Source organism: Maribacter sp. LLG6340-A2 (genome assembly GCF_045057105.1).
Lineage (GTDB): Bacteria > Bacteroidota > Bacteroidia > Flavobacteriales > Flavobacteriaceae > Maribacter.
The window spans coordinates 2399589-2419011 of the sequence record NZ_CP159332.1; the positions used below are offsets into that span (position 1 = coordinate 2399589).

16 protein-coding genes are annotated in these 19423 nt (G+C 38.4%); 6 read left to right on the top strand and 10 right to left on the bottom strand.

Translation table 11 applies throughout. From position 1 onward, the window contains the following. Positions 1-104: 104 nt before the first annotated feature. The 3 genes from ABVM52_RS10055 to ABVM52_RS10065 are packed head-to-tail and all read right to left on the bottom strand — an operon-like array spanning position 105 to position 4799. Complete coding sequence (locus tag ABVM52_RS10055) at positions 105-1295, bottom strand: pyridoxal phosphate-dependent aminotransferase (RefSeq protein WP_405380091.1); 1191 nt, start codon at positions 1293-1295, stop codon at positions 105-107. A gap of 28 nt (positions 1296-1323) precedes the next feature. After that, positions 1324-1821, bottom strand: coding sequence for a hypothetical protein (locus ABVM52_RS10060; protein WP_405380093.1), 498 nt, complete (start codon positions 1819-1821; stop codon positions 1324-1326). 32 nt (positions 1822-1853) lie between these two features. Continuing rightward, positions 1854-4799 (bottom strand): TonB-dependent receptor, encoded by a 2946-nt coding sequence (locus ABVM52_RS10065; RefSeq protein ID WP_405380095.1) that lies wholly within the window; start codon positions 4797-4799, stop codon positions 1854-1856. Between the two features lie 505 nt (positions 4800-5304). On the opposite strand from ABVM52_RS10065, the gene ABVM52_RS10070 reads away from it, so the two are divergent. Next, on the top strand, positions 5305-5775 hold the full coding sequence (locus ABVM52_RS10070) for an Lrp/AsnC family transcriptional regulator (RefSeq protein WP_405380097.1): 471 nt from the start codon (positions 5305-5307) through the stop codon (positions 5773-5775). Here the strand turns inward: ABVM52_RS10070 and ABVM52_RS10075 are convergent. After that, positions 5772-7160, bottom strand: coding sequence for a Gfo/Idh/MocA family protein (locus tag ABVM52_RS10075; protein ID WP_405380099.1), 1389 nt, complete (start codon positions 7158-7160; stop codon positions 5772-5774). The genes ABVM52_RS10070 and ABVM52_RS10075 overlap by 4 nt on opposite strands. A 205-nt stretch (positions 7161-7365) precedes the next feature. Between ABVM52_RS10075 and ABVM52_RS10080 the strand changes: the two genes are divergently transcribed. After that, positions 7366-7824, top strand: coding sequence for a COG2426 family protein (locus ABVM52_RS10080; protein WP_405380101.1), 459 nt, complete (start codon positions 7366-7368; stop codon positions 7822-7824). A gap of 101 nt (positions 7825-7925) precedes the next feature. Continuing rightward, positions 7926-8285, top strand: a complete 360-nt coding sequence (locus tag ABVM52_RS10085) for a pyruvate kinase (protein ID WP_405380102.1) — start codon at positions 7926-7928, stop codon at positions 8283-8285. A gap of 175 nt (positions 8286-8460) precedes the next feature. On the opposite strand, the gene hutG is transcribed toward ABVM52_RS10085, so the two are convergent. The 4 genes from hutG to hutH all read right to left on the bottom strand — a co-directional run bounded on the left by hutG (position 8461) and on the right by hutH (position 14524). Beyond that, a complete protein-coding gene (gene hutG, locus ABVM52_RS10090) occupies positions 8461-9420 on the bottom strand; it encodes a formimidoylglutamase (RefSeq protein ID WP_405380104.1) in 960 nt (319 codons plus the stop codon). A gap of 195 nt (positions 9421-9615) precedes the next feature. Next, positions 9616-11616, bottom strand: a complete 2001-nt coding sequence (locus ABVM52_RS10095) for a urocanate hydratase (protein ID WP_405380106.1) — start codon at positions 11614-11616, stop codon at positions 9616-9618. A gap of 81 nt (positions 11617-11697) precedes the next feature. Beyond that, the gene (gene hutI / locus ABVM52_RS10100; RefSeq protein WP_405380108.1) at positions 11698-12969 is read right to left on the bottom strand and encodes an imidazolonepropionase; all 1272 of its coding nucleotides are present in this window, start codon (positions 12967-12969) and stop codon (positions 11698-11700) included. Then, positions 12950-14524: a histidine ammonia-lyase gene (gene hutH, locus ABVM52_RS10105; RefSeq protein ID WP_405380110.1), complete on the bottom strand. Its 1575-nt coding sequence runs from the start codon at positions 14522-14524 to the stop codon at positions 12950-12952. Before hutH ends, hutI begins: the two co-directional genes overlap by 20 nt. An 83-nt stretch (positions 14525-14607) precedes the next feature. Here hutH and ABVM52_RS10110 point away from each other — a divergent pair, with 83 nt between their 5' ends. Further along, positions 14608-15489 (top strand): LysR family transcriptional regulator, encoded by an 882-nt coding sequence (locus ABVM52_RS10110; protein WP_405380112.1) that lies wholly within the window; start codon positions 14608-14610, stop codon positions 15487-15489. On the opposite strand, the gene ABVM52_RS10115 is transcribed toward ABVM52_RS10110, so the two are convergent. Beyond that, entirely contained in the window at positions 15486-17498 is a 2013-nt protein-coding gene (locus ABVM52_RS10115) for an ATP-binding protein (protein WP_405380114.1), read from the bottom strand. The genes ABVM52_RS10110 and ABVM52_RS10115 overlap by 4 nt on opposite strands. A gap of 303 nt (positions 17499-17801) precedes the next feature. Between ABVM52_RS10115 and ABVM52_RS10120 the strand changes: the two genes are divergently transcribed. Continuing rightward, positions 17802-18359, top strand: a complete 558-nt coding sequence (locus ABVM52_RS10120) for a nitroreductase (protein ID WP_405380116.1) — start codon at positions 17802-17804, stop codon at positions 18357-18359. A gap of 7 nt (positions 18360-18366) precedes the next feature. Here ABVM52_RS10120 and ABVM52_RS10125 read toward each other — a convergent pair whose 3' ends face one another. Then, entirely contained in the window at positions 18367-18882 is a 516-nt protein-coding gene (locus ABVM52_RS10125) for a DUF456 domain-containing protein (RefSeq protein ID WP_405380118.1), read from the bottom strand. A gap of 146 nt (positions 18883-19028) precedes the next feature. Between ABVM52_RS10125 and ABVM52_RS10130 the strand changes: the two genes are divergently transcribed. Then, complete coding sequence (locus tag ABVM52_RS10130; protein ID WP_405380120.1) at positions 19029-19418, top strand: BlaI/MecI/CopY family transcriptional regulator; 390 nt, start codon at positions 19029-19031, stop codon at positions 19416-19418. Positions 19419-19423: the final 5 nt, after the last annotated feature.

A 19423-nucleotide genomic window follows, 5' to 3' on the forward strand; every position in this document is an offset into this window, starting at 1 on the left:
TATGGTGGTTGGGTTGGTTATTTTATAGAATAGTCCGTAGGAGTTGGATTATAGATTGTTGTATCAAGGCAATATCTTCACCCAACTCCTGGACTAATTCAAACTTAAACTAGCACCTTTTCCAGGGCAGCGGTAAACAACTTCATTTCATCCATGGTACCCATGCTTACCCGGCACCAGTTTTTACCATAGATTTCAAAAGCTCTTACGCCAACACCTTCTGCAGTCATTTTTTTCAAGAACGCCTTTCCGTCCATTTCAATAGGAAAGATGATGAAACTTGTAGAGGAAGGAACATATTCAAACCCTAGGCGATCAAGGTTTTCGTAAACATAAGCCCTGCATTCCTTGTTTAATTTTCGAGACTTGTCCTTAAAGGTCACATCATCCATACTAGCCATTGCAGCATAGACAGATGGCAAGGATATTCCCATTCCGCCTCTTGTAATTTTTTGGATGATCCCTAGTGTTTCTGGCTGGGCAATTATATAGCCTACCCTTAATCCTGCCATTCCTTGAATCTTGGAAAAAGTACGAGCAATGATTACGTTCTTACCTTCATTAATTAGCGATACCATACTCTTTTTTGCACTATCGTCCAAAAAGCCTAAATAGGCCTCATCTATAAAAATGGGAGTTTTTTCTGATACCCTAGAGCAAAAGTCTATCAGTTCCGCATGGTCTGTCATACTGCCGGTAGGGTTGTTGGGATTGCATATATATACCAATTTGGTTTCATCGTCTACTGCCGCTTCCATCGCCGCCAAATCATGGGACCAATCCTTTTTTAAAGGAACGGGTTTCCATGAGGCTCCAGTGGCTTGAGCAACCTTAATAAGAGACATATAAGCAGGGTCCGCAGAAACAATATTGCCGCCATTCTGAAAGAAAACCATGGCAGTCTTTTCCAAAAGGTCAGAAGACCCTGGGCCCATCATTATGTTTTCTTGCTTTACACCTTCTTCAGCAGCGATCTTGTCCATTAACTGGTAAAGTTCTTTCCAAGCATACCTGTTGCCTTTTGGCGCATATTCCTGCATAGCTTTAACAGCCATTGGAGAGGGTCCGTACGGGTTTTCGTTCGCATTTAATTTTGCGGCCAATTCAACAGGCTGTGTTGGGGCATAAGGCAAATATTCCTTAAAGAACGGGGTATAGGGTAGGTTACCTTTTGCATCTAAGGCAATAGGTTGAGTGGGGAAGGCCCCATAGGTCAAATAGGGAGCGGCCATTGCTCCGGCCGCGGTAAGAATGCCTTTTTTAAGCCATTCTCTTCTGTCTACGTTTGTTTTCATTGTGTGCTATATTTAAGTTTAATATTCTTTAATCGGATTCTACTGGATCTGCATTTATACCAAGATTTCCACTGGCAACAATGGTATCGTCGGTCGTACTTAGATAAATGTTGATATGACTGTCCATTGCAGCAATACTATCATAGAATGCAGTGTCCGTAATCACATAGAATTTACTGGTATCCAGCTCTCCCGTATTACCGGAAACATTATCAAGGGCAAGCATTGTTGCCGCACCAGAACCGGCCGCACCATTAATGATCAAAGCAGGATGCAATAACCCGGGAACCGTATTATAAAGTGAAACCTGCACCAAGGTTTGGTTCAATGTATTTTTCCAAAATACTATTCTGCCGTAAACATTTGAACCAGCAGGGTCAGCTGCATCTATGGTATAGGCAGTATAAGTCGTTAATTTACCGCCTCCTTCTGCTGTAGTTAGTATGGGGTCTAATCTTTCTTGTTCGCAAGAGCATAGGCTTACTGCCCATACCAGGATTATTATATGTCTTATATATGTTTTCATAATTGTTTTCTTCTTAAATGGTTAGCCATGCATTATAATGTGAACGTTAGTCTACCAAAGTAATAGGCGCCTGATGAGCCTTGTTGATAGTTAGAATATAGGTTGAAGGTTCTAAGTTCATACCTAATGATTTCTGGATACTCATTAAAGATGTTGTTGCCGCCTACGGTTACACTAAATTTGTCCGAAATCTTATAGGTAACACCTAGATCAACCGTAAATTCTGGAGTAAAGAATTGGTCTGCATATCCTGTAGTGCCATCTAATAGTGTTCTTGTTCTACTATCTCTGGTCTGTACGGAACCGAAACGGGTTCCCCTTACCATGGTGGAGAATTTACCAATAGAATAATTTAAGGTTCCAATTAATTTGCTACTTGGGGTGCCGGTTTCAAATTGTCCAATAAGCCCTCTGTTCACATAATTATCTGCCAATTCTTCATCGGTCAAATTGGTATTCAGGTCCGGAAGGTTGATTTTTTCAAACTTATTTTCCCTAAATGTGCCTGAAAGTATAACACCTAATTGACCATCTCCAATACGGGTATTGTAATTGACTACGGCTTCTACACCTTTTGTGCTGATATCTCCACCGTTAATTCTAAAACTTGCCAAACCGCTGCCAATGATAGGTTCCAATACTGGTGTGGTACCGGAATTAAATTCGCCGGTCTCAAATATTCTGTCGAAAATATCTATTTTGTAGGCATCCAAGGTAAAATCCAGTTTGCCGATTTTGGTGGTAAAGCCTAAACTGAAGTTTCTTGATCGTTCTTGCTGTAATTGTCCAATACCCAAGGCATTTGCGGCAGAACTACTGTTTTGATATAATGTACCATCAAAAGGTACTAGGTTTACAAAAAAGGTATAGCTATGCGAATAGTTCAATTCCTGTAAGGAGGGTGCCCTAAACCCACTGCTGTACGATCCCCTTATGGCAAAATTTTCCCCTATAGAATATCTACCGGCAATTTTGCTTGTGACCACATTACCAAAATCAGAATAATTTTCTAATCGCAATGCCCCGGAAATTAAAAGATCATCCGTTATATCTAATTCAAGGTCGGCATATGCGGCCATTACAGATCTAAAGCTGTTACTTTCGTTTTCTGGCGCAAAGCCTCTAAAACATTGGCAGTTAAGTGCATAATTCTTTACCAATTCTTGGCTTACGCCTGCATAGGGTAAGACAACCGGTGCTCCTGTTTCATCTACGATCGGTGCTCCATTTAAATCTTCTAAAGGGAAACCGTCTGGCCCGGTCAAAACTTGATTGTCCTCACTTGCAGTTATGACGCCAGCACTACCTGCTGTCCAACTTTCTTCCTGACCGGCTTCAATGGAGTAATTTTCTACGCGCAATTCACCACCAAAGGCAACATTCAATCCAGAAAGAATGTCTTCGTAGTAATTGGTGAAATCCAAATTAAGGGAGTTCTGCAGGAAACTGTGGGTTCCCAGGTTCATTTCTGTTGGTGAACTTTCGCCAATACTTGCATTCCAGGTATTGAACATTCCGTATTTGGCGGAGTTTGTACCAAAGGTGTTGCTGAGGTCAAAATCATAATCTCCCAATGTACCCGTAATACCCGTGGCCAAAGACAAATTATATTGATCGGTATAGATTTGAGGTCTAAATCCGTTTGGAAAAAGGGCAAAACTGGCTCTATCCGCTTGTGCTGCCCTTCTGTAAAAACAGCTATAAGCGTCTGAATATTGATAACCAAAATCACCAAAAGCATAAAAATCAGTACTATCCGTTAAAGGGGTCTCTAGATTAAATCCAAAACCCATTAATGTTTTTGCTGGTAAGCCCGAGTATGTGGAGACATCTACCTGTTCTATTCCTCTGGCCGCCATTAAGCCTTCTACCGTAGTTAAGGAACTTATTAAACCTGCGTCGCCACTACCTTGTGCAGCTATCAATTCTGGGTTCGTAATTATAGGATTGCCGTTGACATCCGTAGTACCGTTATTCAAGTAAAGATCACTGTATAATGGTGCCCTATCTATTTCTAATACTGTTGGTCTTATTGTTCTTTCGGACTGACTTAAAAGTACCGAAGCGTTAAAGTATCCGCCATTTTCAAATCCAACACCATAATTGCCATCAAATTGAAAATTATATCCGTCCCAATCCCCAGATGAACGGTTTAAGGCTTTCTCGGCATCGGTCAGGTCAGAGTCACCAAAGACTGGAGTAGCATTGGGGTAAGCGCCACCAGTAAGGGTGCCCGTAAATTCACCGGTTCCTTTTTTTAAGACCACATTGACCACACCGGCTATGGCATCAGAACCATATTGTGCAGATGCACCATCGCGCAATATCTCTATTCTATCAATTCCAATAGAAGGTATAAATTTCATATCCACGGCATTAGATGGTGTACCGGTTTGTGATGCAGCTAGAATTGCAGAGGTATGCCTTCTTTTACCATTGACCAAAACTAGCATCTGGTTTGGGGCCAACCCTCTTAAACTAGGAGGGCTAACAAAAGAAGATAGATCGCCGCCCCCACTTGTATATGCGGTAAAGGAGGGTGCGGAGGCAGCCAGCATTTGTGATAAATCTTGTTGTGGCATATTAATCGCGTCTTTTTTAATATTGATCACGTCTACGGGAACGGGAGTATTCAGTTTTGTCCTGGCGGCTCCTCTGGTACCCAGTATAATTGTTTCTGTTAGTTGCTCTGCAGCTTCCTGGAGTGTAACGTTCATAGTTGTATTTCCATTTACTGGCATTTCTAATTTTGCATATCCAATAAAGGAATATAACAAGGTGGCATTTGCCGCGGCGGTAATGGTGTACTGACCATCAAAATCTGTTATAACACCAGTAGTAGTACCTTTGACCATTACATTTACCCCGGGCAAGGGCCCTTGTGCATCTGATACTTTACCAGATATTGTTAATTCCTGCCCATGTGCTACAAACATCATGTGTAGCATAAAAAAGGAAAGTATTAGAATTTTTTTCATAATCGAACGAGTTTAGTGGTTTCTCAATAGTTGCCATAGACACCAAACAGTCATCATGTGTATATGATACCTTGGAGGAATATGGTATTCGTAAAATGAAAAGTTCCGGATACTTTTTCTTTGCAGCATGCCCTGGTTTATGTGGCAGATTGCATTAACAATATTATTGATTGTTATAGAATAATAAAAATCAACTCTTTATCTAAAGTCTTGTTTGTTAATGGTTTAGTGTAAGTAAGATTGATTGAAAACCAGTTTTTTTATGATAATCTGATTATTTTTCAGCTTTTAAACATTTTCTCTTGCCGTTTTAGAAGAATATGTAATTATAGCTAAAACCCTGCTTTTTATGAGATCGATAATTTGATTAATTCATTATTAATAAAACGCTATTAATCAACCTTTTTATTATCATATTATCACATAAATTTCCATTACTATAAATTAAATTTGTTAAAAAAGGATAAAAGCTTACAATAGTTTAATTGTTTTTTAAATGAAATAGATGAGAAATAAGTTAGATCAGGTAGATTTTAATATTTTAAATATCCTGGCGGATAATGCACAAACAGCTTATACCGATGTTGCCAAAGAATTAACTATTTCTCCGGGAACCGTACATATGCGCATGAGAAAGATGCGCGAAATGGGACTTATAACCGGTGCCACCCTTACCTTGGATTATGCTAAGATGGGTTGGAAAATGACTATTTTTTTAGGTATTTTTTTAAGTGAGATAAGCCTCTTTAAAAGTGTAATGAAAAAGTTGAACGATATTGAAGAGGTCGTTAAAATTCATCATGTAACCGGTAAATACGATATTTTTATAAAAATGCACGCACGTGACAGTAACCATTACAAGCAAGTGTACCAAGACGAAATATTAAGCGTAGCCGGTATACGCGGTATAGAATCTTTCATTTCCATTGAGGAAAAGGTAGAGCGCCATATACAGTTTATAGAATTGCCTTCTTAAATTATTTTCATATTTACCGGGTCCCAGTTTACCGGTTGCTTCTTGTAGTAACTTTCATTTGCCAATAATGCCGCACCCGCCGCTCTTAGACCAAATTCTGGGTCTTGAATTACCTTTTTATCTGCTCTTATACTGGTAAAAAAATTATTAAAATGGTCATAGTGCGCCCCTTTATAATCGTTGGGAGCTTGCCATGTTGTTTTACCGGTCGCTAATTGAGATTTCCGGTCGTTCATTTTTTCTGCGTATTCTTTTTGTATACTTTTTTGCATTTCCTCGGTAAATGATATCATGGAGTATCCACCTGGGACCATATTTAGTTTAGACCTATTTACCGTAACGGAATTCTGTCCTATTTCCATTTCACCTTCCGTTCCAATTAGTTTAAATCCGCCACCGCCACCACTGCCGGCAATGAAATTGATGCGAAAGGCGGCATTAAAGGGTGCATGGCTATCTGCTTTGGGATAATCATATAATGTAATGGATACATCTGGTACATTTCTACCATCTTTCCAATATCTCAGTCCGCCAGTAGCCAAAGCTCTATTAGGACCATTTGAGCTTATGACATAATTAAGGGTAGAAAATGCATGAACAAAGAGATCGCCCGCAACCCCGGTACCATATTCCCTATAATTTCTCCACCTAAAAAATCGGGTAGGTTCAAACGGTACTTTGGGAGCATTACCTAAAAATGTATCAAAATCAATAGTACTTGGGTCAGCATCTGTAGGTATGGGGTACTGCCAAGCGCCTTCTGCAGAATACCTATCATTATACATATCTAACATTACGATATCCCCAATAGCTCCATCCTCATAAAGCTCCTTGGCTTTTTCATTGCCAAGGGATGACATACCCTGACTACCGATTTGGCATATTTTTCCAGATTGTTTTTGAGCGTTTATAATCTCCCGGCCTTCACTAAAGTTTTGAACCATTGGTTTTTCACAATACACATGTTTACCCGCCTTAAGAGCGGCAACGGCAATGGTTTGGTGCCAATGATCGGGTGTTGCTATAAGTACGGCATCTACATCCTCGCGGTTCAATAGTTCCCTATAATCCCGGGTAACAAAAAGGTGATCGCCCCAAAGCTCTTTTGCCCTGGCCAACCTTCCCGTATAAAGGTCACAAACGGCAACAAGTTTTACCCCGTTAACCTTCAGGGCAGATTGGGTATCATAGATGCCTTGTATGCCCGATCCGATCAGTGCAATGTTTATGTTGTTGTTTGCACTATATAATATGTTTTGCTCATTTCTTTGCAATAGAATTTTTTCATCTTGAGATGCGGTAAGAATAAACGGGGCTGAACCTAATGCAGCACCAGTAATCGTTGCACGTTTTATAAAAGACCTTCTGGAGTTTTTCTTTGTCATAGTTAGGTTGATAATTCAGTTTGCCTAAGACTAAAATAGCGTTTTTATTACTAGTATGTGTTTTAATAAGTGGTACTAACTACATACAATTACCCCTTTATATCGATGTTTGCCAGTTTTAAACTAATAAAGAAATTATTTGTGATTTATATAAGACATTCTTTCTGTAGAACAACGTAATTTTGCAGTCGCTTAAAATAGAACAATGCTTAAGGATTTGATTATAGCGGCACTTTGGAGTATTTCCCCATTAGGGGAAGCAAAGGTTGGTATACCCTATGGTCTGTTTAACGGGGTAAATATCTATCTGGTTTTGATCGTTTGTTTTTTGGCCAACGTAATGGTCTTTCCTATAATGATGTATTTTTTAAATACCATTAATAAATCATTGTTGCGATGGCATTTTTACAAAAAAAACGCACTATTTGTTGCCAGACGTGCCAAAACAGGCTCTGGAGATCAAATAAAGAAATATGGATTTTATGGTCTAATATTCTTTGTCATGCTACCTATACCGGGTACAGGTGTTTATGCAGGTAGTATTGCCAGTTATCTTTTTAAGATTGAGCGTAAAAAGGCTTTTTTGGCCAATACCATAGGTATCTTCCTTTCCTCTGTAATTGTTTGGGTTACCACATTGTTGACCATGAAGGGTATGGCTTAGCAAAATATCCTAGGCATACAATGATTTAAATTGTGGATAACTAATACCCATTTTCATTTTATAAGGCAACTTCCCCTTTTATTTTTGCCTTTTTTTAAATTATGGATATCCTGAAAATTGGTGATAAACTTTATAACGTAGAGCAAAATGGTTTTGATGATTTTGCCAGATACTCCTTTTCAGAGGTAGTGAGCCTAACCGAGACTTTGGCCGTGCTTAAAAATGGTGTTCGTCTTATCAATAGACCCAAGCAGTCTTATATAATGGAAGATGTGGGTTATTCCGTATCTCGAAAAAAAGGAACGCACTGGCATATTGTTTCCTTAAAGGCCATTAGGAACGCCCAAATTGAAAATGAAAAAATAAAAATCTTTGACTGGTTCGCCGCTAAACAGTTTACCTTAGAGGAGAAAAGAAAGGTTTATGAGCTGTTCCATGCAGAAAAGGATGCTTTGGGTTAACGGTTTTTGCTTATGATGTGTTAAGAATGGAATAGGTGGTACTTATATATTAAAAAGCTTTATTATCTTTACGGCGTTGTGTTGTGCCTCAGACAACAATTGAGGCGATTGTGTGTATCGGTTTTTGCCGATATAACCCAGTGAAAGGCTTTCCATAATGGGAGGCTTTTTTTGTTTACGCTAACTTATGAATGGCATAATGGATAATGGATGCTGCTAATTTTGCCGTTTGGTCATCAATATCCAGTGTGGGATTGAGCTCAACTACATCCAGGGCTAATAATTTCTCTGATTCGATAATCAATTTTAAACTTTTAAGTGCAATATCCGGCGCAAAGCCCATGGGAGAGGCAGCGCTTACACCAGGGGCATATGCAGAAGAAAAGCCATCCAAATCTATGGTGGTATATAAGTAGTCCACATCCTCCATAAACTGTATTAAACGCAGTTCCACATGTTCTGAGTGGGTCATGCTAAAGTATTTTCGCTGTAAATAATAGGCATGGTTGGCCTCTGCAAATTCATATAGGTTTTTAGTGTTTGCTTCCTTTCTAATTCCCATTGCCAAATATTTAAAAGGGGTACCCTTTACTCTATGTTCCATAGCTATTTGATAAAACGGACTGCCAGAATTGTTTCCATCTGTATTGGGTCTTAAATCAAAATGCGCATCAAAATTTATGATGCCAATGGTTTTGTTTTTTGGAATATGCTCCAGTAAACCATTATAATGGCCATAGGCAAGGTCATGACTACCACCTAATATAATGGGTATGGTATTGTTGTCTAAAAATAATTTTACCGTGTTAGAAAGTTCTTTTTGTAAATCTTCCAATTCTTGATCTTTACATTCAAGGTTTCCAAAATCCAAGAGTTTTGTCTCGGTCGGTAGATGATTGGACATTTTTCCCAATTGTTTTCTTATGGCATCTGGACCAAGTTTAGCTCCTACTCTTCCTTGGTTTCTACGTACGCCCTCATCGCTACTATATCCTAACAGCGCAAAGGTCTTTTGCTTATTGTAGGGAAATTTAGAGGTAATTGTAGAAAGCTCTACTTTTTCATTCAAATACAATTGTTGGTCAGACGATTTGCCTATCCAGTTTTCTTTTTTTGGAAGTGTATAGTTTGACATATATTGTCGAATCCTTTTAATCAGTTTTACGAACTAAAAAATCTCTGTTGCCATATTTTTAAAACACGGCCAACAAAAAGATTTTAACTCTATAAAAATAACGTAATTGTAGTAAAAATCTTACATTTTTGTTATTGTTTATATATTGTTTACTTATAAAATAATGATATTTAATGATTTATGAGTGTGTTTTTTTTAAAATAAATTTTCTAGAAGAACATTTTCAACTAGGTTGGGCAATGTAATTTTAAGTGAAGGTGTACGTGCCATCTCGCGTTTAATTGCAAAAATAGCTTCTTCGTTTCTTGCCCAACTACGTCTAGAAATACCATTATTAACATCAAAGAAAAGCATACTCTTCAATTTACGTTCCGCTTCTGCCGTTCCGTCCAATACCAATCCAAAACCACCGTTCATGACTTCACCCCATCCTACACCACCACCATTGTGTATAGAAACCCATGTGGCACCCCTAAAACTATCACCAATTACATTGTGTACGGACATATCTGCGGTAAACCTACTTCCATCATAAATATTACTGGTCTCTCTAAAAGGTGAATCGGTTCCGCTTACATCATGATGGTCCCTTCCTAAAATTACCGGTGCGCATAATTCTCCTTTGGCAATGGCTGTATTGAATGCCGATGCAATTTTGGCCCTACCTTCTGCATCTGCATATAGAATACGTGCCTGTGAGCCAACGACCAGGTTATTCTGTTCCGCATCTTGTATCCATGTAATATTATCCTGCATTTGCTGCTGAATTTCTTTTGGGGCCGTGGATTTTATCTCTTTCATGACGGATAGGGCAATGGCATCCGTTTTTTGTAGATCGGCCAATTTTCCTGAGGCACATACCCATCTAAACGGACCAAAACCATAATCAAAACACATGGGGCCAAGGATGTCCTGCACATAGGAAGGATATTTAAAATCAATTTTATTTTCTGCCATAACATCAGCACCTGCACGTGATGCTTCCAATAGAAATGCATTGCCGTAATCAAAGAAATAAGTCCCCCTGGCGGCATGCAGGTTTATTGCGGCAGCATGCCTGCATAATGATTCCTGTACCTTTTTCTCAAAAGCTTTAGGGTTGCTGCCCATCATATTATTTGCTTCCGCAAACGTTAGTCCAACAGGGTAATACCCGCCCGCCCATGGGTTGTGCAACGATGTTTGGTCTGACCCAAGGTGAACATATATGTTTTCTTCATAAAAGCGTTCCCAAACATCTACCACATTGCCAATAAAAGCCAATGAAACCACCTCTTCTTGCAACACAGCCGTTTGCGTACGTTGAACAAGGGTATCCATATTATTGATCAACTCATCTACCCAACCTTGCTGATATCTTTTCCTTGCAGCCGCCTTGTTCACTTCGGCACATATGGTAATGCATCCGGCTATGTTACCCGCTTTGGGTTGTGCGCCGCTCATGCCACCTAATCCAGCAGTAACAAATATTTTACCCCGTGGGGATTCATTTCCTTTTAAAACTTTTCTAAATGCGTTCATAACCGTAATTGCCGTTCCATGTACTATACCTTGCGGGCCTATGTACATAAATGAACCTGCAGTCATTTGCCCATATTGTGTTACCCCCAATGCATTGAATTTTTCCCAATCATCTGGTTTGGAATAATTAGGAACCATCATACCGTTGGTAACAACAACACGCGGGGCATCCTTGGAAGAGGGAAATAGGCCCATTGGGTGACCAGAATACATATGCAAGGTTTGTTCATTGGTCATTTGGGACAGGTATTGCATGGTCAATAGATATTGCGCCCAATTTTGAAAGACCGCACCATTACCCCCATAGGTAATCAATTCTTGGGGATGTTGCGCAACTGCCGGGTTTAGGTTATTCTGGATCATCAACATAATAGCTGCCGCCTGGACTGTTTTTGCTGGATAGGCATCTATGGGGCGCGCGTACATTTTATAATCCGGTTGAAAACGATACATATAAATGCGTCCATAAGTCTCCAACTCATTCGCAAATTCCGGAGCTAAGACAGCATGCCAATCAGACGGAAAGTAACGCAGGGCATTTTTAATTGCCAATCGCTTTTCCTTTACAGATAATATATCTTTTCGTTTGGGTGGGTGACTAAGGCCTAATGCAGGTTCTTTTTTTGCAGGTAATTCATTGGGGATGCCTGTTAGTATCTGTTTTTTAAAGTCCATGTTATCTATTTTTACTGATTAGCAGCTTGCCCGTTAAATAAAAAGTAAGTTTAAAATATGATCGTATATATACGATAGTGGTTATTTGTGTTTATCATAAGCCAAGATTCCTTTTTTCCACATCATACAGGGTTTTAAATTGCCCTGGTTATACAGAATGTCTTGATAATTATCTGAATGAAACACGGCCAAATCAGCCAAATAACCTTCTTTTAAAATGCCCCTATCTTTAAGATTTAATGCTGCAGCCGCTCTATAGGTAATGCCTGCGAGAACTTCTGCATTGCTCAGTTTTTGAAAAGTGCCCAAAATACAGGCTTGGGTTAGTAAGTCGCCCATTGGTGCGGAACCTGGATTGTGGTCGCTGGCTATTGCAAGGGCACCGCCAGCATCTAAAAGGCTCCTTGCAGGTGTAAAAGCGCACCCTAATCCTATCGTAGCTCCTGGTAATGCGGTGGCTATGGTAGTGCTGTTGGCTAGAAGTTGTACTTCTTTTTCTGTACTTGCTTCTAGGTGGTCTGCACTTATTGCCTTGAACGCCACGGCTACCTTGCTTCCGCCAGCGGTAAACTGATCGGCATGTACGGTAATATCAAAGCCCATTTCCTTTGCCTTTTCAAAATAGGGATGAATTTGTTTTGCGCTAAACGCGCTTTGCTCTATAAAAGCATCTACACGATTGGTGAGTTGCTCTTTTTTCAAAATAGGAAAAAGTTGAGTGCTCATTTCATTTAGGTAGGCTTCTTCTGAACCCTTGAAATCTTTTGGCAACATATGTGCGGCAAGACAAGTAGGAATTAAATCTGCTATTGCCTCTTTATTTGCCTCTTTAATGGCACGGAGCATTTTAAGCTCTTCATTGACCGTTAGACCATACCCACTTTTTACTTCTAGGGTGGTAGTACCGTTCTTTAAATGCCTATTGGCTAATTTTATCGTGCTTTTCGTCAATTGCTCTTGTGTGGCCTTTCTCGTCTGGGTTACCGTATCCCATATGCCCCCACCGGCTTTTGCAATTTCTAAATATGATTTACCCGCGTTACGCATGGCATAATCATTGGCACGAGAACCTCCAAAACAAATGTGGGTATGAGCGTCTACAAAACCAGGTACACATACGTGATTTCCTTTTAATTGATGGATTTTAGCAGTGGTGTGTGTTTCCTTAAGAGCTTCAAAAGGTCCTATGGCAATGATATGTTCGTCTTTTAATACAATGCCGCCATTTGTAATAATGGATAGTTGACTATCGTTAATGGCACCTCTTAAAGGAACTTCCGTCATTGGGATAATTTGTTTAAAGGGGCCTATAAGTGTTGTTTTTTCCATGGCATCAATATACTTCGAATTCATTTGAATATTTTGTTGTTAGGGAAATGTTGTATTCTTTTTCAACACGTTCCACAACTTTTAAAATGGTTTTGTTTTGTATCATTTTTATGCCTTTTTCAATGTCATTGGAAAAAACACGATCGGCATTGGCAAATGAAACATGTTTGCGTACGGCAGTGTGGACTTCGTCCAAAAATACACCTGATTTTAGGGGTTTTCTAAATTCAAAGGCTTGTGCCGCGGTGAGCAATTCAATGGCTAGGATTTTTTCTACGTTGCCTAATACCTGCAGTGCTTTTCTACCCCCAATAGACCCCATACTAACATGGTCTTCTTGCCCTAGGGAGGTGGGTATACTGTCTGCACTAGATGGAAAACACAATCCTTTATTCTCACTGGCCAAAGCTGCCGTAGTATACTGTAAAATCATATAGCCGGAATTGATACCAGTGTCGTTCATAAGTAATTTGGGCACTCCGGGACTATTACCTTCCAATGCTAAATAAATACGTCTATCTGAAATGTTACCAATTTCCGAAGCTGCCAAACAAGCATAATCCAATGCCATGGCTAGTGGTTGACCGTGAAAATTACCACCACTTATAGTCAGTTGCCCATCTATGATGACCGGGTTATCCGTAACGGAATTCAGTTCAATTTCAACCAGTTCCTTTAAGTGTAACCAACTGTTACGGGATGCACCATGTACTTGAGGAATGCACCGAATGGAGTAGGGGTCCTGTACTTTTTCGCAATCAATATGATCTTCCATGATTTCTGAACCTTTCAATAATTTTTTGACCCTTTTGGCTACATGGATATTTCCTTTAAAAGGGCGTAGGGCATGAAGCTCGTTATAAAATGGTTTTACCGAACCTTGTAGGCCCTCTATCATCATGGCGCCAATAATATCGGCTTGAGCAAGTAAGGCATGAAATTTTGATACGACCTCTACGGCATGGGACGCTATAAATTGGGTGCCGTTGATCAAGGCCAATCCTTCTTTGGGGCCTAAGGCAATTGGTTTTAAACCGGTTTTTTTAAACAAAGATGCCGTAGTAATAACCTTGCCCTTATAGTGCACCTTTCCTAAACCTATTAAAGGAAGAAAAAGATGGGATAATGGTGCTAAATCTCCCGATGCACCTACAGAACCTTGAGAGGGTACTACGGGGATGGCATTATTTTCTATATGCCAGATAATACGCTTTAGCGTGTTCAAGGCAATACCGGAAAAACCTTTGGCCAAGGATTGGGCCTTTAAAATGAGCATTAATTTTGCAATGTTATGGTCAATGGGTTCACCTACGCCAACACTATGGCTTTGAAGAATGTTGGATTGTAAGATACTAGTTTCCGATTTTGATATTTTAGTGGTGCATAAAGGTCCAAACCCGGTATTGATACCGTAAACGGGTTGCCCTTTTTCAACAATGTACTGAACAATGTTCCAGCTATTGTTGATTTTTTCTACTGTTTCATTGGAAATAATTATTTCTGTTTTTCCTTTGGCAATGGATAAAGCCTTTCCCACAGTCAACCAGTCTTCCCCTAACCTAAATGCCTGTACATTCATAATTTTATTATCTGAAGATTTATCTAAAATTAATGACTATTTTTAATAATCGGTAATATCAATTTTGTTATCAATTCATAACTATGGGTAATCAAATAGAGATGCGGCATTTAAGCTATTTTTTGGCAGTGGCGCAAGAATTACATTTTAGGAAGGCTGCTGAAAAATTGTTTATTTCCCAACCGGGGTTAAGTAGACAAATTAAGCAGATGGAAGAAATTTTAGAGACACAGCTTTTTGAGCGGAATAAGAAAAAAGTTGCCTTGACGCCTGCCGGACATTATCTAAAATATGAAGTTGCCTTTATCTTTAACCATCTAGAAAAAGTTGAAAGGCAATTAAAGCTTGTGGGTGATGGTAATAGCGGTGAACTGCGAATTGGATTTTTGGGGTCTGCCATGCAAGATGTAATTCCCAGTCTGTTATTGAAAATTAAAGAGAACTACCCTAGAATAAGAACATCGTTAGAAGAACTCTCCAATACCTCTCAAGTTGATGCGGTTTTGAACGATCGTTTAGATATGGGCTTTGTACGCCTATCCCGTGTTCCAAGTACCTTACAGATGAAAACGGTGTATAAGGACTCTTTTTCCTTGGTACTACCAGAACGCTACCCTATGATAACAAGAGAATTTGAAGGTATGCATCAATTTGCCAATGATGAGTTTATTCTTTTTAGTCAGGCCTATAGTCCTTATTATTATGACACTATCATAAGTATTTGTAAGGATGCAGGTTTTGTACCTAAGGTTTCGCACAAATCTGTACATGCGCATACTATTTTTAAGCTGGTAGAAAACCATATGGGTATCGCTATTGTGCCCACAGCTTTGCAAAATGGTTTTCAGATGCGGGTAAAGTTCATTGAACTTAAGAATATTCCTCAAAGAGCGGAGTTGTCCGTAATATGGAAAAAGGAGCATACCAATCCGGTATTGAAAAATTGTACCGACTTACTCGTTTAGGCTGTAGTGTCTTTTGAAATTGGTAAACTAAAAAAGAATGTTGAGCCTTCGTTAAGCGTGCTCTCAATCCAAATACGGCCATGATTGCTTTCTACCAATTCTTTACAAATAGACAAGCCTAAACCGGTACCTTTTTCATTTTCTGTACCGTAAGTGGTATAGTTTTCATTGCTTTTAAAAATCTTATTGACCACTTCTTGGGTCATGCCAACACCATTATCATTGACCGAAATGATTAGGTCATTAATTTGCGGTGTACAACTTACAGTAATGATGCCATTGTTAGGTGTAAACTTTAAGGCATTACTTATTAAATTTCTTAGGATGATATCCACATGGTCTTTATCTGCCCATACGGTCGTGTTAGGGTCTACTTTGTTGATAGTGGAAATAGATTTGTTTGTCGCTATTGCCTTTTTCAATGTATAATTGTTTTCTACTACTTCATGCAGATTTACTTGTGAAGGTTTTGTGGAGGTGCCAGACATTTGAGACGATGCCCATGAAAGTAAGTTGTTCATTGTAAAGTTAAGGTGCCCCACATTTTGTGAAATTGTAGGAATAAATGATAAAAACTCCGTAGTTTTTAGCTCTCCGGAAATTAGCAGGTTTAACAGGCTTTGTAATGATCCCATAGGTCCTTTGAGGTCGTGACCTATTATGGAAAACAACTTGTCTTTTGTAGCGTTTAGTACTACTAACTTTTCTTTACTTTTTGCCTGTTCTATAGTTTTTATATTTAATTCATCTATCAGTTCTTTTCTAGTATTAGATACTCCTTTAATATAAAACAGTGCTCCACCCAAAATTAGCAGTGATATTAAAGCTATACCGATCAATATATTTTGTGTAGCTAATTTTTGATTTATTTTTAATCGCTCTAATTCTTGCTCGTTTTTAAGGTTGTTCTCTGCTAGGGTAATCTTAAGCTTGTTTTCGTTATTGGCTACGTTTAAAGAGTCGTTTAAATGATTATATAACGATAAGTAACGATAGGCTTCCTTGTAATCTTGCTGTTTTAAGGATATTTCATGAAGTAATTTTGTAGCATGGTTTATACCAATAGTGTACTTTCTTTCTTTAGCCAGGTCCAATACATCAAGAGTTTTCGTTTTTGCGGTGCTTAAATTATTATTGGCCAAATCTACTTTAGCAAAACCTAAATTGGTTTCAATTTGTTGCTTGGTGTCTTTTGAACCTTTAAGAACGTTGTTTGAAAGGGTAAAATGGTGTAATGCATTGTCAGGATTATTGTTGATTAATGCGATATTTCCTAAGGTTATTAGGGCGTCAGATTCCCAACTGGTCATTTTCTTTACACTTGAAATAGCTATGGATTTTTGGCAAAATTCTTTACTAAGGTCATATGCTCCACGGCTAAAATGCAAACTTCCTATATTGTTTAATATTTGGGCCCTATTGACCGAGTCTGGTTTTTTTTCAAGCATGTCTAAGCATGAATTATAAAAGACCAATGCTTTATCATATTCTCCTATTCTAGATAATATGGTACCTGCATTATTAGAGAAAGAATAAACTTTTTCTGTATTGTTAATTTGTTTGGCATAGGCGAGTCCAATTTGATTGTATTCAAATACCTTGTGTAATTGGCGTTTTAAAAAATGGGCAAGTCCTAGAACATTAATACAATTTAAGTACACATCTTCTGCATCTATATCCTTGGCATAGGTAAGGGCATCTTGCGCTAAATCTATGCCTATATCATAATCCCCTTTGTTTACCGTGGCACGAGCTATGGTTTCATTTGCCATGGCAATTCCTTTTTTATAGTTTAGGTCTAGGCTTAATGATTTTATTTTTTGACCTAAAATCAGTGCGCTATCGGCATTTTTTCTTGCAAGAGTCTGTGTTAGGGTGTAAAGACTATCTATGTAGGGCTTGGAGAAAGGCTTTTCTCCCTGTAGATTAATAGTTTCCTTTAATAGTACGTTCTGGGAGCTTAAGAGGTTAAAAGCTAATAAGATAATAATAAGGCCTAATTGCTTCATTTTTAATTTAAAACACAATTTTGACATGCTCCTATATATAAGTAGGTTTTGCTACAGGCGAATTGGTTAGGTTGATAATCTATACTATTGTTCAGCTTACTAGTTTTAAATGACATCAATCATCAAAAATGTAAGAAAATTCTTGTATTTATATTAAAGTTAAGAATTTTTTATGATTTGTCGATTAGATTTAACTTGATTTATGGATGAACAAAAAGGGTATAATTGTAGTTTGCTTTTATCAAGCATATCTTTGCTTGATAATTTCACCTTAATGCAAAGGACCTATAAATTGATTAAGAAATGATATTTGATATAATAAAAAAGAGACGTTCCGTTTTTCCGGTTCAATATAATAGTCAACCTATTGCCAAAGAGGATATTGCACGTGTGCTTGAGGCCGCCAATTGGGCACCCAACCATAAATGTACCGAGCCGTGGCGATTTAAGGTGTTACAAGGTGAGGCCAAAACGCGTTTAGGTACGTTTTTATCAAAAAAATATGAGGAGTTAGACCCTAGGCCTAAGGCAATGAAAATTAAAAAACTGCAAGAAAATCCGCAAAGAGCCGCTGCTATAATTGCCATTTGTATGCAAAGAGACCCTAAAGAATCATTGCCAGAATGGGAGGAGATTGCCGCAGTTTCAATGGCTGTACAAAATATGTGGCTACTATGTACGGAAATGGGTATAGGGAGTTATTGGTCTTCCCCCGGATTAATTACATATATGAACGAATTTTTTGACCTGGAGGAAGGTGAAAAATGTTTAGGCTTTTTCTACATGGGTAATTTTGATGGTGACTTAGGTGAAGGCAAACGTGAGCCCATTGAAAACAAAACGGACTGGATTACCGAGTAATTCTAGTCTAATTGAAAAAAGGGAACAGGGCATTACTATGCTCCCAAGCTTTGGAAATAAAAAGACCTAAATAGACTATGGCCACAAGGAATTTCATAAAAGTTCCGGTCAAAAACCCTAAGAATGAACCAAAGGCCGCTTTCGTAGCGGTTTTTTTGTCCGCCTTATTTAATAATTCACCTATCAAAGCTCCTATAAAAGGCCAAATAATAATACCAAAAGGGCCAAATATGGGAAAGATAAGGGCAACTACAAGACCAATTGTTGTTCCTATTACCCCTGCTTTGGTACCACCAAATTTTTTGGTGCCTATGGCAGGTATCATATAATCTAAGGCAAATACTAGTAAGGCAATGGCCAAAGTAATTCCCAAAAATGTCCAATTCATGGTAATGGCACTAGTAGAATAGAGAAGTAATAATCCTATCCAGCTAATGGGCGGACCTGGTAATACGGGTAAAAAACTGCCCAATATCCCTATTAACATAAAGATAAAACCAAGTATTAATAAAGCTATGTCCATTTAATTTCTTTTCATTATTTATTATTAGACTAAGATAGGCCTCAATTGTTACAACATGTAAGTTCACTTTAAAATTTTTCAACTAAAAAATTAGTTTAAACTAAATATTTAGTTATATTTGAAAAACAAACTAAAACTTTAGTTGAATGAAACAGTTAACAAAAGCCGAGGAAGAGGTTATGCAAATACTATGGCAATTGGAAAAGGGGAATGTAGCATCTATCATAGAAAAATTGCCAGTGCCCAAACCTGCGTACAATACGATATCTACCATTGTTCGCATTTTGGAGAGCAAAGGCTTTGTAGGTCATGAACAAGAAGGTAGGGGGCATATTTATTTTCCCTTGGTCAAGAAGACAGACTACAGTAACCAATCTATTACTCAATTGGTGGACAAGTATTTTCAAGGTTCGTTCAAAAGTATGGTGTCTTTCTTTATGAAGAAAAACGACATGAGCTTAACGGAATTGGAAGCTGTTATGAAGGAAATTCAGAAACAGGACAATTCTTTAGATGAAAAAATAAATAAATCTTAAACCCC